The 25415-nt window shown below is 64.5% G+C and carries 26 protein-coding genes; 11 read left to right on the top strand and 15 right to left on the bottom strand.

Annotated features, from left to right (window positions below):
- The first annotated feature begins 540 nt into the window (after nt 1-540).
- The gene (locus tag JQ591_RS13845; protein WP_211396564.1) at nt 541-777 is read left to right on the top strand and encodes a hypothetical protein; all 237 of its coding nucleotides are present in this window, start codon (nt 541-543) and stop codon (nt 775-777) included.
- An 18-nt stretch (nt 778-795) separates the two neighbouring features.
- Here the strand turns inward: JQ591_RS13845 and JQ591_RS13850 are convergent, their stop codons facing one another.
- The 3 genes from JQ591_RS13850 to dnaG all read right to left on the bottom strand — a co-directional run bounded on the left by JQ591_RS13850 (nt 796) and on the right by dnaG (nt 5931).
- Complete coding sequence (locus JQ591_RS13850) at nt 796-1176, bottom strand: thiol-disulfide oxidoreductase DCC family protein (protein ID WP_433995206.1); 381 nt, start codon at nt 1174-1176, stop codon at nt 796-798.
- Nucleotides 1177-1387: 211 nt separating this feature from the next.
- Entirely contained in the window at nt 1388-3535 is a 2148-nt protein-coding gene (rpoD, locus tag JQ591_RS13855; RefSeq protein ID WP_211396565.1) for an RNA polymerase sigma factor RpoD, read from the bottom strand.
- Nucleotides 3536-3912: 377 nt separating this feature from the next.
- Complete coding sequence (dnaG, locus tag JQ591_RS13860; protein ID WP_211396566.1) at nt 3913-5931, bottom strand: DNA primase; 2019 nt, start codon at nt 5929-5931, stop codon at nt 3913-3915.
- A 159-nt stretch (nt 5932-6090) separates the two neighbouring features.
- Between dnaG and JQ591_RS13865 the strand changes: the two genes are divergently transcribed.
- Complete coding sequence (locus JQ591_RS13865; protein WP_211396567.1) at nt 6091-6654, top strand: chlorite dismutase family protein; 564 nt, start codon at nt 6091-6093, stop codon at nt 6652-6654.
- Here JQ591_RS13865 and JQ591_RS13870 read toward each other — a convergent pair.
- Together JQ591_RS13870 and JQ591_RS13875 are read right to left on the bottom strand one after the other, a co-directional pair.
- On the bottom strand, nt 6651-7049 hold the full coding sequence (locus tag JQ591_RS13870; RefSeq protein ID WP_211396568.1) for a gamma-glutamylcyclotransferase family protein: 399 nt from the start codon (nt 7047-7049) through the stop codon (nt 6651-6653). The two genes, JQ591_RS13865 and JQ591_RS13870, sit on opposite strands and share 4 nt — an antisense overlap.
- A 45-nt stretch (nt 7050-7094) precedes the next feature.
- Entirely contained in the window at nt 7095-8006 is a 912-nt protein-coding gene (locus JQ591_RS13875) for a transglutaminase family protein (RefSeq protein WP_211396569.1), read from the bottom strand.
- Between the two features lie 89 nt (nt 8007-8095).
- Here JQ591_RS13875 and JQ591_RS13880 point away from each other — a divergent pair, with 89 nt between their 5' ends.
- Entirely contained in the window at nt 8096-8902 is an 807-nt protein-coding gene (locus tag JQ591_RS13880) for an N-formylglutamate amidohydrolase (protein WP_211396570.1), read from the top strand.
- Here JQ591_RS13880 and JQ591_RS13885 read toward each other — a convergent pair.
- The 4 genes from JQ591_RS13885 to JQ591_RS13900 form a co-directional block, all read right to left on the bottom strand.
- Complete coding sequence (locus JQ591_RS13885) at nt 8899-9879, bottom strand: DUF3592 domain-containing protein (protein WP_211396571.1); 981 nt, start codon at nt 9877-9879, stop codon at nt 8899-8901. The two genes, JQ591_RS13880 and JQ591_RS13885, sit on opposite strands and share 4 nt — an antisense overlap.
- An 82-nt stretch (nt 9880-9961) precedes the next feature.
- On the bottom strand, nt 9962-10582 hold the full coding sequence (locus JQ591_RS13890; protein WP_211396572.1) for a LysE family translocator: 621 nt from the start codon (nt 10580-10582) through the stop codon (nt 9962-9964).
- Between the two features lie 45 nt (nt 10583-10627).
- Nucleotides 10628-11143, bottom strand: coding sequence for a hypothetical protein (locus JQ591_RS13895; RefSeq protein WP_249136953.1), 516 nt, complete (start codon nt 11141-11143; stop codon nt 10628-10630).
- 29 nt (nt 11144-11172) lie between these two features.
- Complete coding sequence (locus JQ591_RS13900) at nt 11173-12621, bottom strand: LVIVD repeat-containing protein (protein ID WP_211396574.1); 1449 nt, start codon at nt 12619-12621, stop codon at nt 11173-11175.
- A 116-nt stretch (nt 12622-12737) separates the two neighbouring features.
- Between JQ591_RS13900 and JQ591_RS13905 the strand changes: the two genes are divergently transcribed.
- The 3 genes from JQ591_RS13905 to JQ591_RS13915 are packed head-to-tail and all read left to right on the top strand — an operon-like array spanning nt 12738 to nt 14024.
- Nucleotides 12738-13052 (top strand): ArsR/SmtB family transcription factor, encoded by a 315-nt coding sequence (locus JQ591_RS13905; RefSeq protein WP_211396575.1) that lies wholly within the window; start codon nt 12738-12740, stop codon nt 13050-13052.
- On the top strand, nt 13045-13515 hold the full coding sequence (locus JQ591_RS13910; protein WP_211396576.1) for an SRPBCC family protein: 471 nt from the start codon (nt 13045-13047) through the stop codon (nt 13513-13515). The genes JQ591_RS13905 and JQ591_RS13910 overlap by 8 nt, the downstream gene beginning before the upstream one ends.
- Nucleotides 13512-14024, top strand: a complete 513-nt coding sequence (locus JQ591_RS13915) for an SRPBCC family protein (protein WP_211396577.1) — start codon at nt 13512-13514, stop codon at nt 14022-14024. The genes JQ591_RS13910 and JQ591_RS13915 overlap by 4 nt, the downstream gene beginning before the upstream one ends.
- An 18-nt stretch (nt 14025-14042) precedes the next feature.
- On the opposite strand, the gene JQ591_RS13920 is transcribed toward JQ591_RS13915, so the two are convergent.
- Complete coding sequence (locus tag JQ591_RS13920; protein WP_211396578.1) at nt 14043-14267, bottom strand: hypothetical protein; 225 nt, start codon at nt 14265-14267, stop codon at nt 14043-14045.
- A gap of 368 nt (nt 14268-14635) precedes the next feature.
- Here JQ591_RS13920 and JQ591_RS13925 point away from each other — a divergent pair, with 368 nt between their 5' ends.
- Entirely contained in the window at nt 14636-15442 is an 807-nt protein-coding gene (locus JQ591_RS13925; RefSeq protein ID WP_211396579.1) for a transglutaminase-like domain-containing protein, read from the top strand.
- Nucleotides 15442-15633 (top strand): hypothetical protein, encoded by a 192-nt coding sequence (locus JQ591_RS13930; RefSeq protein WP_211396580.1) that lies wholly within the window; start codon nt 15442-15444, stop codon nt 15631-15633. Before JQ591_RS13925 ends, JQ591_RS13930 begins: the two co-directional genes overlap by 1 nt.
- A gap of 27 nt (nt 15634-15660) precedes the next feature.
- Here JQ591_RS13930 and JQ591_RS13935 read toward each other — a convergent pair whose 3' ends face one another.
- Nucleotides 15661-16434 carry a DUF2189 domain-containing protein gene (locus tag JQ591_RS13935; protein WP_211396581.1) on the bottom strand — a complete coding sequence of 258 codons (774 nt, stop codon included), beginning with the start codon at nt 16432-16434 and terminating at the stop codon, nt 15661-15663.
- Between the two features lie 316 nt (nt 16435-16750).
- On the opposite strand from JQ591_RS13935, the gene JQ591_RS13940 reads away from it, so the two are divergent.
- Entirely contained in the window at nt 16751-18979 is a 2229-nt protein-coding gene (locus tag JQ591_RS13940; RefSeq protein ID WP_211396582.1) for an ATP-binding protein, read from the top strand.
- 14 nt (nt 18980-18993) lie between these two features.
- Here the strand turns inward: JQ591_RS13940 and JQ591_RS13945 are convergent, their stop codons facing one another.
- From JQ591_RS13945 to JQ591_RS13960, 4 genes are all read right to left on the bottom strand, one after another.
- Nucleotides 18994-20604: an acyl-CoA synthetase gene (locus JQ591_RS13945; protein WP_211396899.1), complete on the bottom strand. Its 1611-nt coding sequence runs from the start codon at nt 20602-20604 to the stop codon at nt 18994-18996.
- Between the two features lie 121 nt (nt 20605-20725).
- Complete coding sequence (locus tag JQ591_RS13950) at nt 20726-21862, bottom strand: epoxide hydrolase family protein (protein WP_211396583.1); 1137 nt, start codon at nt 21860-21862, stop codon at nt 20726-20728.
- Nucleotides 21863-22080: 218 nt separating this feature from the next.
- Nucleotides 22081-22536: a GatB/YqeY domain-containing protein gene (locus JQ591_RS13955; RefSeq protein ID WP_211396584.1), complete on the bottom strand. Its 456-nt coding sequence runs from the start codon at nt 22534-22536 to the stop codon at nt 22081-22083.
- Between the two features lie 33 nt (nt 22537-22569).
- Nucleotides 22570-23298, bottom strand: a complete 729-nt coding sequence (locus JQ591_RS13960; RefSeq protein WP_211396585.1) for an alpha/beta fold hydrolase — start codon at nt 23296-23298, stop codon at nt 22570-22572.
- Between the two features lie 146 nt (nt 23299-23444).
- On the opposite strand from JQ591_RS13960, the gene carA reads away from it, so the two are divergent.
- Together carA and JQ591_RS13970 are read left to right on the top strand one after the other, a co-directional pair.
- The gene (gene carA, locus JQ591_RS13965) at nt 23445-24635 is read left to right on the top strand and encodes a glutamine-hydrolyzing carbamoyl-phosphate synthase small subunit (protein WP_211396586.1); all 1191 of its coding nucleotides are present in this window, start codon (nt 23445-23447) and stop codon (nt 24633-24635) included.
- 164 nt (nt 24636-24799) lie between these two features.
- Complete coding sequence (locus JQ591_RS13970; RefSeq protein ID WP_211396587.1) at nt 24800-25324, top strand: cupin domain-containing protein; 525 nt, start codon at nt 24800-24802, stop codon at nt 25322-25324.
- Nucleotides 25325-25415 lie beyond the last annotated feature (91 nt).

Genomic DNA, 25415 nt, shown 5'->3' on the forward strand with positions numbered 1-25415 from the left:
TCATTCTGACATATGTTGGGGCGTCGCAACGTCTGCACGCACGCGGGAATACGTGCAAGCAAACGCGCTTTCCAACAAGGCGCGCACCGGTCGCTGCATTGCGAGATCAGGAAATATGAACAAAGTGATTTGGCCGTCCAAGCAATTGCTTTGACGAATATCAAAACGCGATGTCGCGACCACCGTATATCTGATGCGCTCGCTGCGACATCGCAGCACCAACGATTTGCCTTGCCACAGCATGGCGCAGGTTATAGTCTTCTATTCTAGGTTGTCGCCCCGCCAGCCCCGGGCGACGCTGAAGACCAAAAATAAACGGCGGGCTTCGCGGCCCGCCGTTTGTTGAGGCAAGGGTCTCCTCGAAGGATCGCATCGGGTTTTACGAAGCGCTGGACGCTTCGACCCTGGATCCAGGCGCCTTGCAAACGGGTTTCGTCGATCCATTCGTGCGGCCGGTTCTGCCGCCCCACGGTCCGCGTTGCCCCCGGAAACCTGCCAAAGTCATTTGACTATGGCCCCCTGATCGACGAAAAGCCGGCCATGGCCAAAAAACCCGGAACCAATCCCAAGGGCGAATTCGCCTTTTTCAACGTCTTCTATGAAGACGGCTCCCAACGCTCCAACCGGCGCGTCCCCGCCGAATTGCTGGGTGGCCTCGACGGCGACGAGCCCGCCCGCAGCTTCATCCTGGAGCAGGACCGCGAGATCGCGGAAAAATCCGGCCGCCCGCCGATGGAGATCAAGAACCTCGAGCGGGTCGGCGCGAAGAAGAAATAGGCCGATGCGGGCAGGCGCTCACCAGCGCCCGCTCCACTTGTTCCAGGCAAACAGCATATCGGCAAACCGGTCGTAGAAGAACCGGGTGAACGGCAGCGCCACGCGATTGCCGAACAGCGCCGCAAGCCACCCCTCCCCCGGCGTCAGCCGCCACAGCACAATCGCGACATCCGCGCCGACGATGAGCAGACCGGCCTCATCGGTCGCATGCAGGCGGCGCCTGACGTCGTCGAGCGTGGCGCCAAAGTGCGCCAGCGCATCGGGCTGCTCGTTGATATCCCTGAATTCGATCGTGCCCGCGCGCACCAACGCCAACAGCTTGTTGCGCTGCCAGTCGATGCCGGCATCGCAGACGGGGCAGCGGGTGTTGTACCAGACGGTGAGGTGGGCCGGCATCATCGAAGCATAGATGTCGATCTGTGCCACGTCGAGGCTGGAGCCATCCATCCGGAATTGCAGGATCGATGCGCCTTTCTCGTCGGAAGTATAATCCGAGAAAAGCAGATGAGCCTCTTTGGCTGAACGCCGCCGACAAGTAGGCACGAACGAAAACGGCGGGCTTTCGCCCGCCGTTCTTGTCTCAACAAACTGCCAAGTCGTGGCGCTTGAACTAGTTATCCAAAAAGCTCCGCAGCTTCCGCGACCTCGACGGATGCTTCAGCTTGCGCAGCGCCTTGGCCTCGATCTGGCGAATACGTTCGCGGGTCACGCTGAACTGCTGGCCGACTTCTTCCAGCGTGTGGTCGGTGTTCATGCCGATGCCGAAGCGCATGCGCAGCACGCGCTCTTCGCGCGGGGTGAGCGAGGCCAGCACGCGCGTGGTGGTCTCGCGCAGGTTCGACTGGATCGCGGCGTCGATCGGCAAGATCGCGTTCTTGTCCTCGATGAAATCGCCGAGATGTGAATCCTCTTCGTCACCGACGGGCGTCTCCAGCGAGAGCGGCTCCTTGGCGATCTTGAGGACTTTTCGCACTTTCTCCAGCGGCATGCCGAGCTTTTCGGCCAATTCCTCAGGAGTGGGCTCGCGGCCGATCTCGTTGAGCATCTGGCGCGAGGTGCGCACGATCTTGTTGATCGTCTCGATCATGTGCACGGGGATGCGGATGGTGCGCGCCTGGTCGGCGATCGAGCGGGTGATCGCCTGCCGGATCCACCACGTGGCGTAGGTCGAGAACTTGTAGCCGCGGCGGTACTCGAACTTGTCGACCGCCTTCATCAGGCCGATGTTGCCTTCCTGGATCAGGTCGAGGAACTGCAGGCCGCGGTTGGTGTATTTCTTGGCGATCGAGATCACGAGACGGAGGTTGGCTTCCACCATCTCCTTCTTGGCCTGGCGGGCTTCGCGCTCGCCCTTCTGCACCGAGTGCACGATCTTGCGGAACTCGATGATCTCGAGGCCGGTCAGCGCCGCGAGCTGATGCACCTCGTGGCGGAGGTCCTTGATCCGGTCCTTCTCGTGATGGACGAAGTTCTTCCAGCCCTTGGCCGACAGCTTCGAGACGCGGTTGAGCCAGCGCGGATCGAGCTCCGAGCCGGTGTAGTTGCGCAAGAAATCTTCGCGCGCGACGCCGTGGCTGTCGGCAAGGCGCATCAGGCGGCCCTCATGCGAGACGAGGCGCTTGTTGATGTCGTAGAGCTGCTCGACGAGGCTGTCGATACGCGCCTGGTTGAGGCGCAGCGACTTCACCTCGACGATGATCTCGTCCTTGAGCTTGCGGTATTTGCGCTCCTGGTGCGGCGAGAGCGAGGGCCCATGCGAGGTGCTCTCGAGCTGGTTCTGGATGTCCTGTTCCTGAAGCTTGCGCAGCTTCTTGTAGCTATCGGCGATCTTGTCGAAGATCTCGACGACCTTCGGCTTGAGCTCGGCCTCGATCGCCGCAAGCGACATCTGGTTCTCGAACTCGTCGTCCTCGTCCATGTCGGCTTCGGCGGCGGACTCCGCAGGATCCTTCGCGGCTTCGCCGGCACCGGGCGCAGGCGTGGCGCGGAACGGGGTCGGCGCCGGCGGTGCGGCGGGCGGGGCGACATGCGCGGGCGCAGCGCCAGTGGCCTGGCCGCCTTCGGCCGGTGCTTCACCGTTCTCGCCGTTCGGACCGGCGATCATCGCATTGTTCATGCCGGCCTTGGCGTCGGGCCCGGCATAGGTGGCTTCGAGATCGATGATGTCACGAAGGAAGATCTTTCCTTCGTTGAGCTCGTCGCGCCAGATGATGATGGCCTGGAAGGTCAGCGGGCTTTCGCAGAGGCCTGCGATCATCGCCTCGCGGCCGGCCTCGATGCGCTTCGCAATCGCGATTTCGCCTTCGCGCGAGAGCAGCTCGACGGTGCCCATCTCGCGCAGATACATGCGCACGGGATCGTCGGTGCGCTCGCCCGGCTCGCTCTTCTTGACCTCGGTGACGGCCTTCTGGGTGACTTCGACGAGCTCGTTGTCGGTCTCGTCCTCGCCGCCCTCGTCCTTGTCCTCTTCGCCTTCGCTATCGTCGGCTTCGGTGACGTTGATGCCCATGTCCGAGAGCATGGACATGATGTCCTCGATCTGCTCGGGAGAGGTCTGGTCGGACGGCAAAACTTCGTTGAGCTGATCGAAGGTCACGAAGCCGCGCTTCTTGGCCTGCTTGATCATCTTCTTCACGGCCGCGTCGGACAGATCGAGCAACGGCGAGGGCGCGTCCTGGGAGTCCTTCTCCGGCGCGTCCGCTGCCTTGTCGTCTTTTTCCTTGTCCTTCGCCTGCAGCGTCTTTGCCTTGGTGGCCATCCATTGCTCCTAAACGCGTTTCACACAGACGTTCGCCGCGCCTGCGCGAAATCACTTGAACCTGTTGCTCGACGCTCTCGCTTCGTCAGATACCGACACAGAAAGGGCGGCGCGAACTTCTTGTCGCCACCCCCGACCTTTCTCTCGCCGGATTTGCCTAACGCTTCGTGAGCCTCTTTGTCGCAGCGGATGCAGGTGTAGTGCCAACAGCAATTGCGCGGATTCATTCCTGACGCGTCTGTTCTGCCTGCGGCCGCCTGGTGGCCAAAGTGCTACAAGACCGTTAAGCCTCGATTAACCCTGTTTTTGCCGCCAAACCTCGGATTTGGCGAGTCTTTTAGCGGTTCCGGCACCGGCCGTCCGCATGATTCTTTTCATCATACGCTCTTCTGGAACCGGCCCGACAGCTCGCCAAAACCCTCGATCAGGGCCTCGGTGCCGTCGACTTCGCCTATCCGAGCCTTGACGTCGCGTAGCCACGCCATGTTGGCTTCGCTGGGATCCTCCCCCAAGGCCAACTCGGCGTCTTTCAGCTCCCTAAGTAGTGAATGGTACTGCCGATGCAAGGCAACCAGCTGATGCCAGGTGGAGAGAACGTCGTCCCGTGCGGCGCCCTCGCGGGCGCCCCACACCGCCGCGGTCGTGATTCCGCCCTCAACCCTTTGAAGCGCCTGCGAAAATCCACCCTTCTCGAGGTCGCCGCGCATCTTCTCGGCCAGCTCGCCAGGGTCCGGCGAGTGGTGATGATCGTTGGCGAAGGCGGCGATGATGCCAGCCCGGAGCTTATGGACCTCGGGATGGGCGAGCTCCAGGGCCGCGACTTCCTCGAGGTGATCGTGCAGCAGCCAGGGGTGGTTGATCAGGATTTGCAGGATCAGGGCCTCCCGCCGGGAGATGGCGCTGCGCTGGCCGCGCATGATCGGGCTTGCCGCCAGCTGCGCGCTCGCCGCCTGGTAGGGCCCGGAGGGCAGCTGGATCGGACCGGGCGGCCCGCGGCGGCCTCCACCAAATCCCTGGCCACCGAATCGATTCGCGCCTCCCCCACCACCGCGAGGCTGGAACTGGCGACCGGCCGGGCCGGGGCGGAAATTGCCACGGCCGCCACCAAAGCCGCCGCGTCCGCCTTCGGGGGCAAAGGCGCGCTGGAGCCGCTCGGCAAGATCCTGCCGATAATAGCGCCGCACCACCTCGTCGCGGATGCCGTTGGAAAGCTCCTTGATGCGCGACTCCAGCGCGGCGCGGCGCTCCGGCGTGGCGAAATTGCCGCCTTCGAGTTCGCGCGACCAGATCATCTCGGCGAGCGGACGCGCCGCCGCGATCACCTCCTCGATCGCGCCGCGACCGCCGGAGCGCACGAGATCGTCGGGGTCCTGCCCTTCCGGCAGCAGCGCGAAGCGCAGGCTCTTGCCGGGCGCGAGGAAGGGCAAGGCAAGGTCCGCGGCACGATACGCCGCCTTCTGGCCGGCGCGGTCGCCGTCGAAGCAGAGGATCGGCTCGTCCGCCATCTTCCAGAGCAGCGCGAGCTGGTTTTCGGTGAGCGCGGTGCCGAGCGGCGCCACGCTGCCTGCAAAGCCCGCGGTGACCATGGCGATGACGTCGACATAGCCTTCGACCACGATCAGAGCGCTGCCGTCATGGGTGGCCTTCCGCGCGGTCTGGTGGTTGTAGAGATTGTCGCCCTTGTGGAAGAGCGGCGTCTCCGGCGAGTTCAGGTACTTGGCCGGAACGTCCTTCTCCAGCGCGCGCCCGCCGAAGGCGATGACGCGGCCGCGCAGATCGGTGATCGGAAACATCACGCGGTCGCGGAAGCGATCATAGGGCACCGGGATGTCGTTGCCGGCCACCAGCATGCCGGTCTCGACCATGTCGTCGACGGAGACGCCGAGCTTGCCGAGATGCTCTTTCAGCGCGAAGCGATCGGGTGACGCATAGCCGAGCCGAAACTGCAATTGCGTCGCCGGCGAGATCGCACGGTCGGCGAGATAGCCGCGCGCCTTGGCGCCGACGCGCGAGGCCAGCGTCTCCGCGAAATATTTCGCGGCGAGATCCATGACGTCATGCAGCGAGCGGCGCCGCTGCTCCTGACGCGCCGCATCCGGCGTCACCGCCGGCAGCGGCAGGCCCGCCATATTGGCGAGCCGTTCCACGGCCTCCGCGAACGGCAGGCCGTCGGTCTCCATCATGAAGCTGATGATGTCGCCGTGCTTGCCGGAGGAGAAGTCGTGGTAAAAGCCCTTCTGGTCGTTGACGTAGAAGGACGGCGTCTTCTCCTGCTGGAACGGCGACAGCCCCTTCCACTCCCGCCCCGCCTTCTTCAGCTTGACGCGCTTGCCCACGACTTCGGAGACCGAAAGCCGGGCCCGAAGCTCGTCGAGGAATTGGGGGGTGAAGCGCATCAGGTTGATTTCTGGGGTGAGTCGGGCGTTTTGCCAACGAATAGGCATATAAGGATGGCCCCGGGAAATACGATGCACTTGGGGCTTCTCCCGGCTATTCACAGGTCGAAGATGCGATAGAAAGCTTGAACCCGACCCGGTTCCACGCTTCCATGGGCGATGTTCAGGACCTTCAGAGGTGGCCAGAGCGGGGGGTGGCGCATCACCTCGATTTCGCCCGTGACGGGCGAGCCCCTGCCCTTCATGCCGGCGCTGTCGGTCACCGACAGCGAGGCCATCTCGTTGCCGCTGGTGCCCTCGCGCAATGCCTGGCGCCTGGTCGGCATCGCAAGCAGCCTGCGCTACACCGAGCGCGCCGAGAAGCAGCAGCTCACCGCCGTGCAGGCCGGCCTCGGCCGGCTCGAAGCAACCAGCGCGGCGCTGATTCCGATCCGCAAGTCGCAGGCGTGGTGGGAGCTGACGCAGGAAGAGCGCCGCAGGATATTCGAAGACAAATCGCACCACATCGCGAGCAGCCTGCGCTTCCTGCCTGCGATTGCGCGCCAGCTCTATCATTGCCGCGATCTCGGCGGTCCCTTCGATTTCCTGACCTGGTTCGAATTCGCGCCCACGCACGCCTCGCTGTTCGAGGAGTTGGTCGCGCTGCTCAGGCAGACCGAGGAGTGGACCTATGTCGAGCGCGAGGTCGACGTGCGCGCGGTGAAGGAAGTGCTGTCGGCCTAGTCGTCGAGGAAACGGCCGGATTCGATGCGCGGCAGATCGGTGACGGGCCAGTTGTAAATGTAAGTCCAGGCCGGCGCCGTCTCGCCGTCGGCGCCGGTCACGTCGACCAGCTGACGCAGATATTCGGTCGGCTCCGGAAAGCCCTCGCCGCAGGCCTCGTACATGTCGAGCTCGCGCAAGAGCTCGTCGGGCACGCGCAGCTGGAAGAGTTCGCCGTGGACGCGGTCCGACGGCACATCGGAGAGCAGCAGCCCCGGATAATGCTTCACCAGAACGAGCCGGCCGCGGCAGGTCGCTTCACCGAGACAATCCGCGTGGCCCGCAAGCAGCCGCGCCATCGGATGGTCGAAGCCGCGCATCAGCGTGCCGTAGACGAAAAGACGATTGGAGGTCATGGCCTTCTATAACCGTCAATCAGCAGCGAGCAAATCGCAGCAGATCTACGAAACCTCCGCCTCGAGGTCCCGGCCGCTGGGTTGCTCGTCCGACACCACCCTGATGTTCACCTCCATGACGTCGAACGCGCCCGCAGGGCCGATATAGACGCCGTGCAGCGGGATCGCCTGGCGCGGATCGCGGGCGACCGCGACGCGGATGAGATCGCGGGTGCCGACGATGCCGTTAGTCGGATCGAACTCGATCCAGCCCGCGCTCGGCAGGTAGACCTGCACCCAGGCATGCGTCGAACCACCGCCAACATGGCGCTGCCCGATGTCCTCCGGCACGAAGATGTATCCGGAGACGAAGCGTGCGGCGATGCCGAGATGGCGCAGCGCCTCGATCATGAACAGCGCGTAGTCGCGGCAGGTTCCGGTACCGGACTGCAAGGTGTCGAGCGGATGTTGCGTGCCCAGCTCGTGGCGCTTGCGGTACTTGAACTGCTTGCGGATGCTGTGGGTCACGCCGCTCAGGATCTTGAAGGTCGGCGTCGGCGCGTCCTCGTCGAGAAAGCCGCGCGCCCATTCCGCGATCTCGCCGTCGGGATCGGTATATTGCGGCGTGATGTACTGGACGAGGTCGGGAAATTCCTCGTCGTCATAGGCGAACGGATAGAAATAGGCCGGGTCGTCCGGCGTCAGCGCGAACTCCTCGACCGGATTGTGCTCGACGGTGACGTGCCAGTCGAAGATCAGCGCGTCCGCGCGCTCGTCGAAACTCGCGATCGCGACGGAATTGCCGAACACGTCGTGGATCCAGTGCAGCGACATCGGCTCGGGCGAGATCTCGAGCCTGGAGTCAAGCACGCGCAGATCATGCCCGTCGCGCGGACGCAGCATGATCCTGTGCTCGCCGAACGCCACAGGGCGGTTGTAGCGATATTCGGTCTTGTGATGAATCGTCAGCAGCGGCATCGTCAGTCGATCATGGCGATTTCGGACGGATCAATCTATAGCGATTCCCGCCCGATTTGGGATGACTGCTGTTTCATTAGGCAATCAGGATGGCTTTAGACACAATCGAGGCGGCCGATCAACTCCTTGGCGAGGGTGACATTCCCCCAGTGCATGAGGTGAATGCGCAGGCGGGATCGCCTTTTTTGCTCACTTCGGACCACTACGGCCGGATCCTGCCGCGCGCGCTCGGCGATCTCGGCGTCGCGGAAAGCGAGCTGACGCGGCACATCGCATGGGACATCGGCATCGCGGGTGTCGCCGACCGGCTGGCAGAGATGCTGGGCGCACATCTGATCGCTCAGCGCTATTCGCGGCTGGTGATCGACTGCAACCGCCCGCCCGCCGCCGTAAGCTCGATCCCCGTGATTTCCGAGGCCACCGCGATCCCGCGCAACGAGGGAATCTCCGAGCGCGAGGGCGCCGCAAGGCGCCGCGAGATTTTCGAGCCCTATCATAGCCGTATCGATGCCGCGATCGACCGCCGCCTGCACGACAAGCGGCCGACCGTGCTGGTGTCGCTACACAGCTTCACGCCGGTCTATGCCGGCGTCGCCCGGCCCTGGCACATCGGCGCACTGTACAACCGCGACACCGTGCTGCCGCAGCTGCTGCTCAGGCACCTGCGCAGCCAGGGCGATCTCGTCGTCGGCGACAACGAGCCCTATGCGGTGAACGACCTCACCGACTACACCATCCCCGTGCACGGCGAAGCCCGCGGCCTCGTCAACACCGGCATCGAGATCCGCCAGGATCTGATCGCGGACCAGTCCGGCCAGCAGCAATGGGCCGAGCGGCTGGCGGGGATTTTTGCGGAGATCGAGGTGGAGCTGCGGGCGGAGAGGCTGGTCGATTAGCCTCGCGTCGCGACGAACATTGCGAGCGCGGCGAAGATCGCGGCGATGCCCCACAGCACAAAGGCGATGCGGCCGGCGCCGTTTGCCTCGAGCGTCGCCTCGGCCGGGTTGTCCGGATTGACGCGAACCTCGACGGTCGCGCCGTCCTGGTAGCGCGACATCAGCTTGCGCAGCATCTGGTCGGCCCCCGATGGCGTTCCAGCCGCGGCGCGCGCGCATTCATTGGTGTAGCTGACGTTCTGATAAACGTAGGTGTAGGTCACTCGCTTGCCGAACATCTCGGTGCCGCGGCGCTCGCCCGGCTCGCTGGCCCGGTGATAGTCTTCGATCCCCGACAGCTTGATGGTACCCGGCACCGCCGGCCAGCGCGTCGCCATCGACGCCTGCCGCCGCACCGCAAACCCCATCAACGCGATGACGAGGCCGAACCCGGCAAAGGCGACCACGAGGCCTGCGAGATCGGGCCGTCCGACGTGGTGCGTGAGATAGGCATAAGTCTGGTTGAGGCCGAAGGCAGAACCGAACACGATGCCAAGCACGATCACCGTGCCGATGCCGAGGCAGCCCCACAGCCCCTTGGGCAGGTCGCGCTCCAGCACGGCCTGGTCGGGATGGCGCGGATCGTAATAGACGGTGACGACGCTGCCAGCGGGATATTTTGCGAGTTTCTCGGCGACCTGGAAATTGCCGAGATCTTCGCCGATCGAGATGCGGTTGTTGCGCAGCTTGCGACCGCCGACAGAATACTCGTAGATCACGTTCGCAAAATTGCGGCTCTCGAGACGAGAGCCCCCTTCGCGATCGTCGTCGAAAACCTTGACGTCGCGCAACTCGGCAACCGAGGTGATGACCTTGCCCGGTGCTTGTGGCCAGTTTCGCGCCTCGCGCACCTGCCAGGTCTTGACGATGGCGGCGACCAGGATGAGCCCGAGCGGTGCGAGCAGCATCGCATAGACGAACCAGGGCAGATCGGGCACGGCCAATTCCTTCGTCAGCGGCAATGTCCGATTGGACGCATCGCCGCCGCGAAGGGTTCAAGCCGGGCCGGCTTTGGAGGGGTTATTTTGCCCGCGTGAGTGCCAGCCAGATGCCGCCGCCGATCATGAAGCCGCCGGAGACGCGCGACATCATGCGCGTGCGGCGGGCCGAGAAGAACTTTCGGGCGCGCCCGGCCGCGATGGCGTAGAGCGCGTCCGTCATCACCGCAGTGACCATGAAGGTGGCTCCCAGCAGCGCGACCTGCGGGAAGTGGTCGCGGTTCATGTCCATGAACTGCGGGATGAAGGCGCCGAAGAACACCAGCACCTTTGGGTTCGACAGCAGCACCAGGAATCCTTGCAGGAAGAATCCGCCGCGCGGCGGCGCCGGCGGCTGGTCGACATTCACGCCCTCGACCGGCGCCCAGATCAGCTTGATGCCGAGCCAGACCAGATAGGCGGCGCCGGCAAAGCGCACCCAGTCGAACCAGTAGCCCATGGTCGCCATCAGCGAGGTCAAGCCGACCGCGACGATGCCGATGACGATGGCGAGGCCGGCCTGCGCACCGGCCACATTGGTCAGCGCCGCACGCGTGCCGTGGCGCAGCCCGTTGGCGATGACGAGGGTGACGATCGGCCCAGGCAGCAGCGCGAGCGCGATGCATGCGGCAAGGAAGGCGAGATAGGCTTGCACGGACATCATGGGGAGGACTCGCTGAGAGCGGTTTGGGGCATTAATGCATGACGCTCACTTTCCGTCCAGCGCCGCGGTCACCCACGTCTTCATCTCCGGCATCTCCAGGAACACGAGCACCGCGCGCTGCACCACGCCGGCTTGCCCACGTCCCTGCGCAGCCGCAACCAAAAGATCACAGCGCCGTGAGACGGCGATGCCGATCGCGGCAAGACGAGCGCTGTCGGGCCCATCCAGATCATAGCGCCTGGCGCGGCCGCGCATCGCTCCGATGCCCACTTCCTCACCCGGCGCGACGGCCGTAAAGCGCGGGCTGATCAGATCGATATCCGCAACACGATCGACCTCGTCGTCATCGGCGACACCGCGCTCGCAATTGCAGAAGCCGCGTTTTGCGCGCACGTACAGCTCGGCGCCGGCGCAGGCGCCGTCGCAACGGAACGCGCGCCCGGCCGGCCAGCCATCGCGCGGGAACGGCCAGGCGATCTCGCGCCAGCGCGCTGTCTCTTCCGCGGGTGCCGGCGCAAGCTGATAGGCTCCGACCCCTGACACGCCGAGTGCGATCGCCATTGCCGCTATCGCTGCGCCGCGCCGCATCGTCAGCTCTTCGGCAGGCCGGCGACGGCGCGCGCGGGTCCGGTCAGTTCGAGAATGTGCAGGCCGGTATTGGCGCGATCGACGATGTAGACGTAGCCACGGTCGTCGGTCTCGACATTGTTGGTCTGGATCGCGACCTTGCAGCGGTCGCCGCCCTCGATCGGGATGCAGCGCTTGTCGGTCGCGCTCGTGATCGAAGGAATGAAGTAACCGACTTCCTTGGGATGATAGGGGTCGCGGATGTCGAGCGCGCGCACGCCGGCATTGAAGAAGGCGATGAAGGCCATCTTCTTGTAATAGACCGGCGCCATGCTCTCGTTCGCCGAATGCGAGCCGAAGCGGCCGCCGCGCTGGCAGAACTGTCCGCTCGCCTCCGGCACGGTGTAGCTCGAGATCATCATCGGCCGCGTCTCGGTGGTGACGTCGGCAAACCACACCATCTGCCGCGCCTCGCCGCATTCGTTGAGGATCGCCTCGTCCACGATCATGACGATGTCGCGGGTCTTCCCGTCCTTGTCCTCGGCAAATTCCGCAACCGGCATGTCGAACATCGGAAACGTGGTGTGGGCGCCGTTGAAGGCGGACATCGGCAGGCGTGAAATCTCGGGAAAACGCAGATTGTCCGGCGTCGGCTCCTTCGGCCCGTTCAACAGCTTGTCGCGATCGACGATCTGCAGGATGCCGCCCTTGTTGGTGCCATAGCCGAAAAAGACGCGGTTGCCCTGCGGCCCCGTCGAGATCGGTCCGTGCAATTCGGTGGGCACCGCGCCGGTCGAACCGGGCTCCTGACCGGGCAGGCCGAAATCCCTGATCTTCTGCGGATGGGCGGGATCGCCGAGATCATAGACCTGCGTCATGCGCCGCGTGCGCCAGTCCGGCGCGCCCGAGACGAGGAAGGCAATGCCGGTGTCGCACTCCCACCAGCTCTTGTGCGTGTCCTTCAGGCCGTCAATGCGCGTGACGAGCACCGGGCTTGCGGGATCTGAGACGTTCCAGATCTCATGCGCCTCGCTGCCGAAGGTGCGCAGCATGTAGACGGCGTTGGGATCGCCTTTCGGCAGCGACTTGCCGTCGCAGACGCGCGCCATCTGCGCGCCGCCGGATTCATACTTGCCCGCCTGCCCCGGCAGGTGCCGCAGATACCTTGGATGCGCGGGATCGGTGACGTCGACGATCGAGGTTCCGTTCGGCTCGGCTTGCCCCGTCATCGGATTGACGGGCGCTGGCACATCGTCGGTGCCGCCGTGATGACCGATATAGGCGATCCAGCGGTCGCCCTGGCGATGGATGGTCGGCTGATACGCGCTGCGCGCCTGAAGGTCGCTCACACCGACCAGCTTCATGTTGGAAGCTTCAGGCGGCGCGCCGATAGCCTGCTTCTGTTGTGCCAGTGCCGTAGTGCTGCAGGCGAAAAGGACGAGGCCTGCTGCAGTCAAGACGCAACGGAACATCAAAGTCCTCCCGGAACCAATCTGCGTTGGCTGAGATCAAACGCTAGCACAGCCATTTGCGCGCGCCAAAGACACCATCTTGACATGCAACCATTTGGTTGCTTATTATCGTCGCCATGGATGAGGTCTTCAAAGCGCTCGCCGATGCGTCACGACGGTCGCTGCTCGACAGGCTTCACGGCAGGAACGGCCAGACGCTGAACGAGCTCTGCGAAGGCCTCGCGATGACGCGCCAGGCGGTGACCAAGCACCTTGCCATTCTGGAAGAGGCCAATCTGGTCACGGCCATCAGGCACGGCCGCGAGAAGCTGCACTATCTCAATCCGGTTCCGATCCATCAGATCGGCGAACGCTGGATCAGGAAATTCGAGCGCGGCAAGCTCGCCGCCCTCGGCGAGTTGAAACGCCAGTTGGAGAAGCGCGATGAGTAAGCCGCAATTCGTCTATGTCACCTACATCGAGACCACGCCAACGAGGCTGTGGGAGGCGCTGACGTCGAGCGAATTCACCAGGCAATACTGGTTCGGCGCCGAGGTCAGGTCCGATTGGAAAATCGGCTCCCCTTTCGCGCTGTTGCTGGATGGCGAGACCACCGATTCCGGCGAGATCCTCGAGGCCGATCCGCCGCGGCGACTGTCCTACAGCTTCAAGCACCAGAAATACGAGGAGCTGCGCGGTGAGCCGATATCGCGCGTTGTGTTCACGCTCGAGCCGTTCGGCTCGCTCGTCCGTTTGACGGTGCTGCATGACGGATTCGTCGAAGGCGGCAGATATTTCGGCGCCGTTTCCAACGGCTGGCCGGCGATCCTGTCCGGGCTCAAGAGCCTGCTGGAAAGCGGCAAAGCGCTGGCCATTCCGCACGCGGCCCTCAACAAGGGATTCGATGCAAAATGAACCTCGATCAGTTCAAACCGCTCACCGTCTACACGATTTACATCGCCGCGACGCCGGAGAAGGTGTGGGAGGCGCTGACCTCCGCCGAGTTCAGCCGCAAATACTTTTCCGGCTTTGCGGTCGAGATGGAGCCGAGACTCGGCGGCAAATTCATCGTCCGTGCGCCTGACGGCGCGGAACACATCTCCGGCGACGTGTTCGAATACGATCCGCCGAACAGGCTGACGGTGACGTGGAACGTCAACTGGCCCGACCTCGTCGCAAAGCTCGGCACCACGCTAGTCACTTATGAGATTGAACCCGCCGGCGAAGCCGTCCGCCTCACCATGAGCGAACGTCACGACCGTCCGCTCAGCGACGACATCCTCTCCGGCGGCCGCACCGGCTGGCCCGCAATCCTGTCGGGGCTGAAGAGCCTGCTGGAAACGGGCAAGGCGCCGCAGATCAAGATGGCGCCGCCGGCGCGGATGCTGGAAGCGTTGAAGGCGATGGGTATCAAGACGCCGTAGCGGGCGGACGCTGCGCCCTCATCCCTTCTTCTTCACCGGAGGCGGATTGATCTCGGCGATCTTGCGACCGCAATCCGCTTCCGAATTGTGCGGTCCCGAGACAAAGGTTCCGCTGACCTTGATCGCGTACCAGCCCGACTCTACGCCGAGCCGGAGCGCTTCTTCTGTCTTGACGTGCCGTGGGGAGAGAGCTGGTATCGGTTGAGTTTGCATCGGGTGCTTTCGGTTGGCGTTCGATCTCATATCGAAGCGTTGTGGAGTCGTTCAGGCATCTGCGGCAGGAGCCTGCCGCGTCGGCTCACCCGCGGGAACGGGCAATACGCACAACGACCGCTGTTACGACGTCGCGATGAGCGGGCTCCGCCGGTGCGAGAAATGAACCATTTCACGTCGCGCGCGTAGAGTCGTGGCGCCGCGTTTGCGCAGGGACGACCGCTCTTTCCGACATTTGCGCACCGTGCGCGCAATGGGAGCAATTAGCTATCGTTTTCTCGCTCGTGTCGCGTTTTTGACGCGCCGAATGCTACTTGCGATCGAATAGGGCCGTCGAAGCCTTGTGTTCGACCGCTTCGTAGCCATGTTGAGTGCTTATCCTAGAGAAAGTATTTCTTATGAAGCTCCGCGTCGGGTACGAGATGCTGTACGAGTTCCCGCAGCCGACGCCCATGATCATGGTATTGGGCACGCACTTCACGCGCGCCTCCGATGTCATCGTGCCCGACCTGCTGACCACCAGACCCTCGGTGCCGATCACTCCCTATCGCGACCTCTTCGGCAATTGGTGCAGCCGCATCGTGGCGCCGGCCGGCGCCTTTCGCCTTGCCGGCGATGGCGTCGTGAGCGACAGCGGCCTGCCCGACCCGGTGTTTCCGAACGCGCCCCAGCACGCCGTCGAGGCGCTGCCGACCGACACGCTCGTCTATCTGCTCGGCAGTCGCTACTGCGAGACCGATCGCCTGTCGGATATCGCATGGAAACTGTTCGAGCACACGCCGCCCGGCTGGGCGCGGGTCCAGGCCATCTGCGATTTCGTTCATCGTCACATCGCTTTCGGCTATGAGCACGCGCGCGCGACCAAGACGGCGCGGGAAGCCTACGATGAAGGCAAGGGCGTGTGCCGCGACTATGCTCATCTTGCCATCACGTTCTGCCGCTGCATGAACATCCCGGCGCGCTACTGCACCGGCTATCTCAGCGACATCGGCACGCCGCAGCCCTGGGCCGTGGGAGATTTCGCCGGCTGGTTCGAGGCTTATCTCGGTGGAAGCTGGCACATGTTCGATCCGCGCAACAACACGCCGCGGATCGGCCGCGTGCTGATCGCACAAGGACGCGATGCCGCGGACGTCCCGATCACCCAGACCTTCGGTCCGAATACCCTGCTCAATTTCAAGGTATGGACCGACGAGGTTGCCTGATGACAGACAGCAGCGCGGCCCTCAGCGCCGATGAATTTGCGTCGTTGGCCGAGATCGGCAAGGGCAAGGCGCAAGGCGAAATTCCGCAAGCGCACGGCGAGCGCCTGACCAATCTGGGTTATGCGATCAGGCGCCTCGGCGAACTCGAGCTGACCTCATCCGGCGCGCGCCGGCTGGCAACGGGCGAATAGTCCGCTGCCGCTGCGTCCGGCTCCCTGTTACGCCACCGGCACCACGATCCGCCGATAAAGATGCCAGGTCGCGTGCCCGAGCACGGGCAGCGTCACCACCAGCCCAAAAAAATACGGCAGCGCCGAGACGATCAGGACCATCACGATCACCGCTGCCCAGCCGATCATCGGCAGGGGGCTGGCCACGACCGCGCGCACGCTCGTCACCATCGCCGTGACGAAATCGACCTCGCGGTCGAGGAGCAGCGGAAACGACACCACGGTCAGCGAAAACAGGATCAGCGACAGCACCGCGCCGACCGCGTTGCCGATGCCGAGGAACAGCAAGCCCTCGTTCGTGGTCAGCACCACCGTCATGAATTCCTGAAGGCTCGAGAACGAGGCATGCAGGCCGAGCAGCAGCGCGATCAGAAGCCGCACCTGATACATCCAGACCACGAACACGAACAGCGTGACGAAGGCCATCCAGCCGATCTCGCTGCGCGCACGCACGGCGGACCAGATCGCGCCGAGCGAGACGGGCTCGCCGCGCTCGCGGCGACGGCTCACTTCGTAGAGACCGATCGCCACGAATGGCCCGAGCAGCGCGAAGCCGGCGGCCAGGGGATAGACCAGATAGACCATGCCGAACGCGGTGAAGCACAGCATGATGGCGATGCCACCGGCCGCGTAGAGCGCGCCGAAGCAGAGGCCGTAAAGCGGCAGCGCCTGGAAATCACGCAGGCCCTCGACCAGCGCCTCGGCGATGTCGGTCGCCGCGACGGGACGCACCACCGGATCGACCTTGCCCGAAATGGACATCAGCTTCCTCCTCGTTTGCCGGCGCGATCTGCGTCGCACGCGGATCGACCTTGATACTAGCGCTCCCGCGGCCTGCGCGCACGCGCGAGTTGATTGCCGGACGACGGTATCCCGGACCCGCCGGCGCAGACCCGGGAAAACCACCGCGCCGGCCGCGGCGCTTCCTTCGGGGGGCTCATCCGTGCCGCACGCGGCCCGAAATCTTTCCCCGTCGAGGACTTTTTTGGTCCGATACCTATGGACTGAGCGGAGGGTGGTACCGCAAATTGGGTCTTTGAACGAGCACGCGCGATGACCAGAACGGACCGTCCGACCGATGAGCTTGCGTACCCGGCTACTGATACTCGTCATCGCGGCCATGCTGGTGCCGGCGAGCCTCGTCGGGCTGCGTTTCATGCAGAACCGGACCAGCGAAATCAACGCCGCCCAGGCCAATCTGGCGGCCTCGGCCGACGACATTGCGAGCGATCTGGGCGAGAAGATTCAGGGCACCGCGCAGCTTCACTACGGTCTGGCCCGTGCGCGCGACCTCGACACGCGCGACAAGGCGGCGTGCTCGGCGTTTCTGTCGGACGTGCGCGAGGAATACCCTCAGTTCACGGGAATCCTGACCATCGATCCGGACGGCAGTCTGTTCTGCGACTCGCTGCGGACCAACCGCACCCTCGATCTGAGGGATCGCGCCTATTTCAAGCAGGCCCTGGTTTCGCGCAGCGTCGTGGTTGAGCCGGTATTCGGCCGGCTGACCGGAATATCGGTGCTCCAGATCGCATATCCGGTGCGATCGGAGGCGGGCGCGCTGAAGCTGGTGCTGCTCGCTTCGTTCAACCTGCGGAAATTCGCCGAGTTTCACCACAAGCGGCTACTCGCCGAGAAGGATATCCTGCTCGTCGACGGCAAGGGCACCGTTCTCGTCGCCCCCTCGGGAGGCCGCTGGACCGAGCCCGTGGGCGCGTCGATTGCGGGATCCGACCTGCTCCGCTTCGCGACGGCTCCCGGTCAGAAGGCGTTTCAGGAAGTGACCGATCGCGAGGGCCGAACGCAGGTCTGGGCCGTAGCCCACTCGCCTTTGATCCGTGATGCCGGCCTCTACATCCTGGTTGGGCGGTCCAAGGACGGACTGGTCGCGGCGGCGAATCGCCGGCTTTACGAGGACATGGCGATTCTCGCGGTAGCCTCGCTGCTGCTGCTGGCCGGCGTATGGATCCTCGCGACCGTGAGCGTCGGGCGCCAGGTCGGGCGGCTCGCCAGCATGGCGAAGAAGCTCGGGCTCGGCGATCTCAGCGCGCGCATTCCACCTCCCCATCCGCGCGGCGAGCTGGGCGGATTGATGACCCTGCTCAACGGCACCGCCGAGTCGCTTGAGCAGCAACGCGCGGCCATCGCGGACCTCAACCAGAAGCTCAGCCAATCCCAGAAGATGGAAGCCATGGGCCAGCTCACCGGCGGCGTGGCGCATGATTTCAACAACCTCCTGACCGTCATTCTCGGCAATTCGGAGCATCTTGCCGACCGACTGGCGGGGAACAAGGAGTTGCACCGGATCGCCGGCGACATCGCGACAGCCGCCGAGCGCGGCTCCGACCTGACGCGGAGCCTGCTCGCCTTCGCGCGCAAGCAGCCCCTGAGGCCGCGAGACATCGACATCGGCGAGAAGATTCACGAGATGGAGTTGTTGTTGCGCCGCCCCCTGGGCGAGCACATCGAATGCACCTTCGCGCTCGAACCGGATATGTGGTTGACCAGCGTCGATCCCGGCCAGCTGACGACTGCGCTGCTCAATCTCGTGCTCAACGCGCGCGATGTCATGCCGTTGGGCGGCAGGCTGACCATCGAGGCGCGCAACGCCTCCCTCGGTGAATCCGACCTGGACGTCAACGGCGAGCCGCGACCAGGCGACTATGTCATGGTGGCCGTGACCGACACCGGCAGCGGCATGACCGCCGAGGTGGCGAGCCGGGCGTTCGAGCCGTTCTTCACCACCAAGGAGGTCGGCAAGGGGACCGGGCTCGGCCTGAGCATGGTCTACGGGTTTGTGCGACAGTCCGGCGGACTGGTGCAGATGCAGTCCGAGCCGAGACAAGGCAGCGCCGTCAGGCTGTTCTTTCCCCGCCTGGCAGCGCCGCCGAACGAGGATCCGTCACCCGCCGAAATGATCGTCGCGCGCGAAGGAAGCGAGACCATTCTCGTCGTCGAGGACAACGACATGGTACGGACCTATGTCGAAAACGAGCTGAAGACGCTCGGCTACCGCGTCATCACGGCGGCGAGCGGCCTGGCGGCGCTCGACTTGCTGCGCCGGTCCGGCGACATCGACCTGCTGTTCACCGACGTCGTGATGCCCGGCGGCATGTTCGGGCCGGAGCTTGCCAGGCAAGCAATCCAGCTGCGGCCCGGGCTCAAGGTGCTCTTCACCTCCGGCTACAGCCAAAATCCGGTCAAGGCGCCCGACGGGGTCGGCGACGCCCGCATCCTGACCAAGCCGTTCCGGCGGCGAGACCTCGCCGCGATGCTGCGGTCCGCCCTGTCGGCGCCGTCGCGGTAAGACGACGATATGTCCTACCCGCGTGCCCGCAGTTCGCGCCGCAGCACCTTTCCGGTCGCGGTCATTGGCAGCGTCTCCGCGAACTCCACGAAGCGTGGGTATTCGTAGGCGGCGAGCTGCACCTTGACGAACTCCTGGATCTCGCGCGCGAGTGCGTCGCCGGCGGCGAAGCCCGGGCGCAGCACGATCCAGGCCTTGATCGATTCGGTGCGGATCGGATCGGGAATGCCGACCACCGCCGCCATCGCCACCGCGGGATGCTTCATCAGCGTGTGCTCGATCTCGGACGGGCCGACGCGATAGCCGGCGGTGGTGATGACGTCGTCCTCGCGGCTGACGTACCAGAAGTAACCGTCCTCGTCCTGCACGCCGAGATCGCCGGTGAGCAGGAATTCGCCGGCATATTTCTTCGCCGTGGCGTCCGGATTGCGCCAGTATTCGAGCATCGTGCAGGGACAGGGCTGGCGCACGCCGATGATGCCGCGCTGGCCCGTGGGCAGCTCCTCGCCGCTGTCGTTGACGATGCGGACGTCGAAACCCGGCGTCGCCTTGCCCATCGAACCGGGGCGGATCGGAAACAGATTCGCGTTGCTGCCGATCACGAGATTGCATTCGGTCTGGCCAAACACCTCGTGCGCGTCGATGCCGAAAGTCTCGCGCACCCAGCCGAGCAGCTCGCCGCCGAGGGACTCGCCGCCGGTAAAGATGCTGCGCAGCTTGACGCCGGAATGCGTTACGCCGGCCTGCCGCATCAGCTTCAGCGCGGTCGGCGGCAGGAAGACATTGCGGACGCCGAGATCGGCCATCATCTGCATCGCCGCCTGCGGCTCGAATTTACGCGCGCGGTGGCCGACCAGCGGAATGCCGTGATACCAGAACGCGAACAGGCCGTTGACGAGGCCGCCGATCCAGGCCCAGTCCGCCGGCGTCCACATGAGATCGCCGGGGCGCGGCAGGAAGTTGTGGCACATCTCGACATTGGGGAGATGACCGAGCACGACGCGGTGCGCGTGCAGCGCGCCCTTCGGATTGCCTGTCGTGCCCGAGGTGTAGATGATCAGCGCGGGATCGTCCGCGGACGTGTCCACCAGCGCGAAGTCGGGCGATGCGGCCTTGACCGCCCCCCAGAACGATGTCGTGCGCGCCGGCGTTCGTGCGCCAACGATGTAGACATTCTTCAAATCCGGCAGGCGGTCGCGAATCTTCGATAGCTTCTCCCACCCCCCCTCGTCGGTGACGATCGCCCTGGCCTGCGAGTTCGACAGGCGGAATTCCAGCGCGTCCTCGCCGAACAGCGCGAACAGCGGAATGGAGATCATCGCCGAACGGAACGCCGCCATGTGCGCGATGGGCAGTTCCAGCGACTGCGACAGGAACACTGCGACGCGGTCGCCGCGGGCAAGCCCATCCGCCTTCAGCACATTGGCGAAGCGGCGCGACATCTCCGCAACCTCGTCGAAGGATGTGCGCGTGATGGCGCCGTTGTCGTCGACATAGATCAGCGCGAGCCGGTCGGTGCCGTCGGCGTGGCGATCGCAGCAGGCCTCCGCCATGTTGAAGCGCGCCGGGATCTCCCAGCGGAAATTGCGATAGAGCTCGTCGTAGGTCTTGGCTTCGGTGAGCATGGTTGGTCCCGGCAGCGTCGTCATGGCCGGGCTTGTCCCGGCCATCCACGTTCTTGTCTGGCCCTGAGTTTAAGGCCGTGGATGCCCGGGACAAGCCCGGGCATGACGGCTGAGTGCGTGGCTACCGCACCGTCCGGAAGAACTTCCTGACCTCGCCGACATACAGCCCCGGCTGCTCGAATGCGGCGAAATGCCCGCCCTTCTCCATCTCGCTCCAATGCGTGATGTTGTGGAAGTTCGGCTCCATCCAGCGCCGCACCGGCGTGATGATCTCCTTGGGGAAGACAGCGACGCCCGTCGGCACCTTGACGACAGGCGTGGTGCGGCGCTTGCCAAAACTTTCCCAATAGAGCCGCGCCGACGAGGTCGCCGTCTCCGTCGCCCAGTAGAGCATGACGTTGTCGAGCAGCTCGTCCTTGTCAAAGATGTTTTCGGGATGGCCGTTGCAATCGGTCCAGGCCCAGAATTTTTCCAGAATCCAGGCCGCCTGCCCGCTCGGTGAATCGGTCAGACCGTAGCCGAGTGTCTGCGGCCGCGTCGATTGCTGCTTCGAATAGCCGGAGTCGAGATCGACGTAATGCTTGAGGCCGGCGAGCGCACGCTTCTCTTCCGGCGTCGGTTCGCCCTCGACTTTCGGCGCGGCGTTGAAGGCGAGCGTAATGTGGATGCCGGCGCAATGCTCAGCGTCCTGCATGCCAAGCGAGGTCGTCACCGCCGAGCCCCAGTCGCCGCCCTGCGCGCCGTAACTGATATAGCCGAGCCGGTCCATCAGCTTGGCCCAGGTCGCGGCGATACGATCGACGCCCCAGCCGGTGGTCTTCGGCTTGCCGGAGAAGCCAAAGCCCGGCAGCGACGGACAGACGACGTGGAAGGCGTCGGCAGGATTGCCGCCATGCGCGACAGGATCGACCAGCGGCGCGATCACCTTCTGGAATTCGACGATCGAGCCGGGCCAGCCATGGGTGATGATCATCGGCAGCGCCGACGGCTCCTTCGAGCGCACATGCAGGAAGTGGATGTCGAGCCCGTCGATCTCGGTGGTGAACTGCTCGAAGCGATTGAGTTTTGCTTCGCGCGCCCGCCAGTCATAGCCATCAGCCCAATAGGCGCATATCTCCTGGATCCATTTTAGCGGCGCACCCTGGCTCCAGTCGTCGACCAGCTCCGCCTCCGGCCAGCGCGTGCGGACGAGGCGCGACTTGAGGTCGGTGAGGATGTCGTCGCTGATGGCGATGCGAAAGGGTTTTATCGCGGTCATCGGTTGCTCCCGATTTATCTGTCGGGAGAGAGTAGACTGAACGAGCGCCGCATCAAAGGTGCACCTTCTCCCCTTGTGGGGGAAGGTGGCGCGAAGCGCCGGATGAGGGGTTCTCTCAACGTGCTCAATTGCGAGAGGCTCGTTCGCGGAGAGAACCCCTCACCCGTCTCGCCGCTACGCGGCGATCCACCCTCTCCCACAAGGGGAGAGGGCAAGAACTAGCCCGTCAGCGCGGCCTTCACCAAACCGCTGGCCTTGCCGAAATCCATGTGGCCGGCGTACTTCGTCTTCAACACGGCGATCACCTTGCCCATGTCCTTCATGCCGGCCGCGCCCGTCTCCGCGACCGCGTCCGAGATCGCCTTCTTGACGTCGTCGTCCGACATCTGCTTCGGCAAGTACGCCGAGATCACCGCGATCTCCTCGCGCTCCTGCGCGGCGAGCTCGGCACGGCCGCCCTTCTCGTAAAGCTCGACCGACTCCTGACGCTGCTTGATCATCTTCTGAAACACGCCGAGCAGGTCCGCGTCCGAGAGCGGCGGCTTGCCGCTGCCGCGCGCCTCGATGTCGGCGTTCTTGATGGTCGAGTTGACCATGCGCAGCGTTGACAGCTTGCGCTCTTCCTTGGCCTTCATGGCCTCCTTGACCGCATTGTTGATGTCGTCGCGCAGCATGATCGTAATCCCTTCGAATATCCAACGCCTGATCTAGGCCGTTCGCGGCCGTGAGACAACCGGGGTTCCCAGCCATTCGACCAGCGCCCGCACCGTTGCCTCGGGCTGCTCCGGCTGCGGCAGATGCCCGCAATTCGCCAGGACGACGAGCTTCGCGCCGGCAATGCCCTCCGCCATCTCCTTCGAGAATGCGTTGGGGATGGTGTTGTCCTGATCGCCCGTCAGCACCAGCGTCGGGCATTTGATCGTCGCCAACGTCGTCCGTGAATCCACCCGCGCGATGATCGCGGTCTGCTGCCGCAGATAGCCTTCGACGCCGACGTCCTCGCCCTGCTCATGCACGAGCTGGCGGATGCCGGCATCGTCGCGGCGCGAGGGATGCACCAGCTCGGGAAACATTTCCTCGCGCGCGGCACGCAGCTCGCCGCGCCGGGCCCGCTCCATGAGACCGCGGCGGCGCGCGGTCGCCTCCTCCGTGTCGGGCCGCGCCTGGGTGTTGATCAGCGCGAGCTTGGCCACCCGCTCGGGCGCCTGACGCATGATCTCGAGCGCGATGTAGCCGCCCATGGAATGGCCGGCGAGCGCGAAGCGCGGCGGCGCCTCGCTCAGCACCCGGCGGGCGATCGCTGCCATGCTGTCGTCGCGAATATGGTTGGCGACCATCACCGGGCCGAACCGCCACAGCGACGGGATGACCGGCGCATAGATCCGGGCCGAGGAGGCCAATCCCGGAACCAGCAGAATCGGGGTCGTCTGGTCCATTATTGCCTCCCAAGCCCCGGAATTTGCCGGAAATTATGCCGCCGAGCTTAAGGGCCCAAGGAGACCTGTCAAATATGCAAAAACGCATGTGAATCGGCGCATCTCCGCTTTGACGCCGGCGTCCGCGAAGACTATGAACCGGGCTCATGACACAACATGACAACGATCCCGCCTGGCCGGACCACAAACCGACCGCGCTGTTGGTGCTTGCCGACGGCACGGTCCTCGAAGGCTTTGGCCTCGGCGCCGAAGGCCAAGCCGTCGGCGAGGTCTGCTTCAACACTGCCATGACCGGCTACGAGGAGATCCTCACCGATCCCTCTTATGCCGGGCAGCTCATCACCTTCACCTTCCCGCATATCGGCAATGTCGGCACCAACGACGACGACATCGAGACGGTGAACATGGCCGCGACACCCGGCGCGCGCGGCGTGATCCTGCGCACCGCGATCACCGATCCCTCGAACTACCGCGCCACCAAGCACCTCGACCAGTGGCTGAAGGCACGCGGCATCATCGGCCTCTCCGGCATCGACACCCGCGCGCTGACCGCGCTGATCCGCAGCAAGGGCATGCCCAACGCCGTGATCGCGCACGCCAGGGACGGCGATTTCGACCTGCACGGCCTGAAGGAAGAGGCGCGCGAATGGCCGGGCCTCGAGGGCATGGACCTCGTGCCGATGGTCACCTCCGGCCAGCGCTTCACCTGGGACGAGACGCCGTGGCTGTGGGACAAGGGTTTTGGCCGTCAGGACAAGCCTGAGTTCAACGTCGTCGCCATCGACTACGGCATCAAGCGCAACATCTTGCGCCTGCTGGCCGGCGTCGGCTGCAAGGTGACGGTGGTGCCGGCAACGACCTCGTCTGAAGAAATTCTTGCGATGAAGCCGGACGGCGTGTTCCTGTCGAACGGTCCGGGCGATCCGGCCGCGACCGGCAAATATGCCGTGCCTGTGATCCGGGACGTGATCAAGTCGGGCACGCCCACATTCGGAATTTGTCTCGGCCATCAGATGCTCGGCCTCGCCGTCGGCGCCAAGACGAAGAAGATGCATCAGGGCCATCACGGCGCCAATCATCCCGTGAAGGACGAGACAACCGGCAAGGTCGAGATCACCTCGATGAACCATGGCTTTGCCGTGGACGAGAGCACCCTGCCGACGGGCGCGACGCAGACGCACATCTCGCTGTTCGACGGCTCCAATTGCGGCATCCAGCTCGACGGCAAGCCGGTGTTCTCGGTGCAGTACCACCCCGAGGCCTCACCGGGTCCGCGCGACTCGCACTATCTGTTCCAGCGTTTTGCGGATCTGATGCGGGAGAAGAAGGGCGCGTAAGGCGCGCTCTCTTGCAGCTGCTTTGACGACATCGAGCCCGGGCCTTCTCCCGGGCTCTTGTCGTTCCGGGGCGCAGCGCAGCGCGAACCCGGAATGACAGCGGAACGAGGAACGCCGCTTAACTCCCTTCGTTGATCCCTGCTACGTTCACGCAGGAGCCCCTTATGTCTGTCGTCCGCGACAATGCCGAGCCGCTCGCCATCGTGTTCGAGGATGATGGCCTCGTGCCGAACAATATCCTCCCCTTCCTGGTCTACCAGGCCGCGGTGAAGCTCGACGCGAAGCATCCGGAAGAGACCATCGAACACCTGTTTGGCGCGAACGGCTGGGGCGGCACGTGGCGCAATGGCGTCTTCGACTATCTGCATTATCACGCGACGGTGCACGAGGTGCTCGGCGTTGCGCGCGGCAGTGCCCGCGTCCGCTTCGGTGGCGACCACGGCCAGGAGCTGGAGATCAAGGCCGGCGACGTCGCGATCCTGCCGGCCGGCACCGGGCATCAATGCATCAAGGCGAGCGAGGATTTCTGCGTGATCGGCGCCTATCCGCCGGGCGCGAAGATGGAGATCACCCGGGCAACGGCGGAGAACCACGCCAAAGCGCTGAAGACGATCCCGAAGGTTGCGCTGCCGCCGGCCGATCCGGTGACGGGCAAGGATGGGGCGTTGATGCGGTTGTGGCGGTCGTGAGTCGCGAAGGCTAACCACACACACCGCCGTCGTCCCGGCCTAGTGCGCAATTGCGCACTAGGCCGGGACGACATTGTGGAAGCAATCCCAC

Origin of the sequence: Bradyrhizobium canariense (assembly GCF_018130465.1) — a bacterium.
GTDB lineage: Bacteria > Pseudomonadota > Alphaproteobacteria > Rhizobiales > Xanthobacteraceae > Bradyrhizobium > Bradyrhizobium canariense_C.

What these genes read in the sequence shown, in the direction of transcription:
- JQ591_RS13960 (WP_211396585.1), bottom strand. Translation starts at nt 23,298, where the DNA reads ATGGACCAGACGACCCCGATTCTGCTGGTTCCGGGATTGGCCTCCTCG.
- JQ591_RS13900 (WP_211396574.1), bottom strand. Translation starts at nt 12,621, where the DNA reads ATGTTCCGTTGCGTCTTGACTGCAGCAGGCCTCGTCCTTTTCGCCTGC.
- JQ591_RS13890 (WP_211396572.1), bottom strand. Translation starts at nt 10,582, where the DNA reads ATGATGTCCGTGCAAGCCTATCTCGCCTTCCTTGCCGCATGCATCGCG.
- JQ591_RS13880 (WP_211396570.1), top strand. Translation starts at nt 8,096, where the DNA reads ATGGCTTTAGACACAATCGAGGCGGCCGATCAACTCCTTGGCGAGGGT.
- JQ591_RS13925 (WP_211396579.1), top strand. Translation starts at nt 14,636, where the DNA reads ATGAAGCTCCGCGTCGGGTACGAGATGCTGTACGAGTTCCCGCAGCCG.
- JQ591_RS13870 (WP_211396568.1), bottom strand. Translation starts at nt 7,049, where the DNA reads ATGACCTCCAATCGTCTTTTCGTCTACGGCACGCTGATGCGCGGCTTC.
- JQ591_RS13930 (WP_211396580.1), top strand. Translation starts at nt 15,442, where the DNA reads ATGACAGACAGCAGCGCGGCCCTCAGCGCCGATGAATTTGCGTCGTTG.
- JQ591_RS13865 (WP_211396567.1), top strand. Translation starts at nt 6,091, where the DNA reads ATGTTCAGGACCTTCAGAGGTGGCCAGAGCGGGGGGTGGCGCATCACC.
- carA (WP_211396586.1), top strand. Translation starts at nt 23,445, where the DNA reads ATGACACAACATGACAACGATCCCGCCTGGCCGGACCACAAACCGACC.
- JQ591_RS13905 (WP_211396575.1), top strand. Translation starts at nt 12,738, where the DNA reads ATGGATGAGGTCTTCAAAGCGCTCGCCGATGCGTCACGACGGTCGCTG.
- JQ591_RS13910 (WP_211396576.1), top strand. Translation starts at nt 13,045, where the DNA reads ATGAGTAAGCCGCAATTCGTCTATGTCACCTACATCGAGACCACGCCA.
- dnaG (WP_211396566.1), bottom strand. Translation starts at nt 5,931, where the DNA reads ATGCGCTTCACCCCCCAATTCCTCGACGAGCTTCGGGCCCGGCTTTCG.
- JQ591_RS13850 (WP_433995206.1), bottom strand. Translation starts at nt 1,176, where the DNA reads ATGATGCCGGCCCACCTCACCGTCTGGTACAACACCCGCTGCCCCGTC.
- JQ591_RS13955 (WP_211396584.1), bottom strand. Translation starts at nt 22,536, where the DNA reads ATGCTGCGCGACGACATCAACAATGCGGTCAAGGAGGCCATGAAGGCC.
- JQ591_RS13845 (WP_211396564.1), top strand. Translation starts at nt 541, where the DNA reads ATGGCCAAAAAACCCGGAACCAATCCCAAGGGCGAATTCGCCTTTTTC.
- JQ591_RS13875 (WP_211396569.1), bottom strand. Translation starts at nt 8,006, where the DNA reads ATGCCGCTGCTGACGATTCATCACAAGACCGAATATCGCTACAACCGC.
- JQ591_RS13915 (WP_211396577.1), top strand. Translation starts at nt 13,512, where the DNA reads ATGAACCTCGATCAGTTCAAACCGCTCACCGTCTACACGATTTACATC.
- JQ591_RS13950 (WP_211396583.1), bottom strand. Translation starts at nt 21,862, where the DNA reads ATGACCGCGATAAAACCCTTTCGCATCGCCATCAGCGACGACATCCTC.
- JQ591_RS13940 (WP_211396582.1), top strand. Translation starts at nt 16,751, where the DNA reads ATGAGCTTGCGTACCCGGCTACTGATACTCGTCATCGCGGCCATGCTG.
- JQ591_RS13970 (WP_211396587.1), top strand. Translation starts at nt 24,800, where the DNA reads ATGTCTGTCGTCCGCGACAATGCCGAGCCGCTCGCCATCGTGTTCGAG.
- JQ591_RS13945 (WP_211396899.1), bottom strand. Translation starts at nt 20,604, where the DNA reads ATGCTCACCGAAGCCAAGACCTACGACGAGCTCTATCGCAATTTCCGC.
- JQ591_RS13935 (WP_211396581.1), bottom strand. Translation starts at nt 16,434, where the DNA reads ATGTCCATTTCGGGCAAGGTCGATCCGGTGGTGCGTCCCGTCGCGGCG.
- rpoD (WP_211396565.1), bottom strand. Translation starts at nt 3,535, where the DNA reads ATGGCCACCAAGGCAAAGACGCTGCAGGCGAAGGACAAGGAAAAAGAC.
- JQ591_RS13920 (WP_211396578.1), bottom strand. Translation starts at nt 14,267, where the DNA reads ATGAGATCGAACGCCAACCGAAAGCACCCGATGCAAACTCAACCGATA.
- JQ591_RS13895 (WP_249136953.1), bottom strand. Translation starts at nt 11,143, where the DNA reads ATGGCGATCGCACTCGGCGTGTCAGGGGTCGGAGCCTATCAGCTTGCG.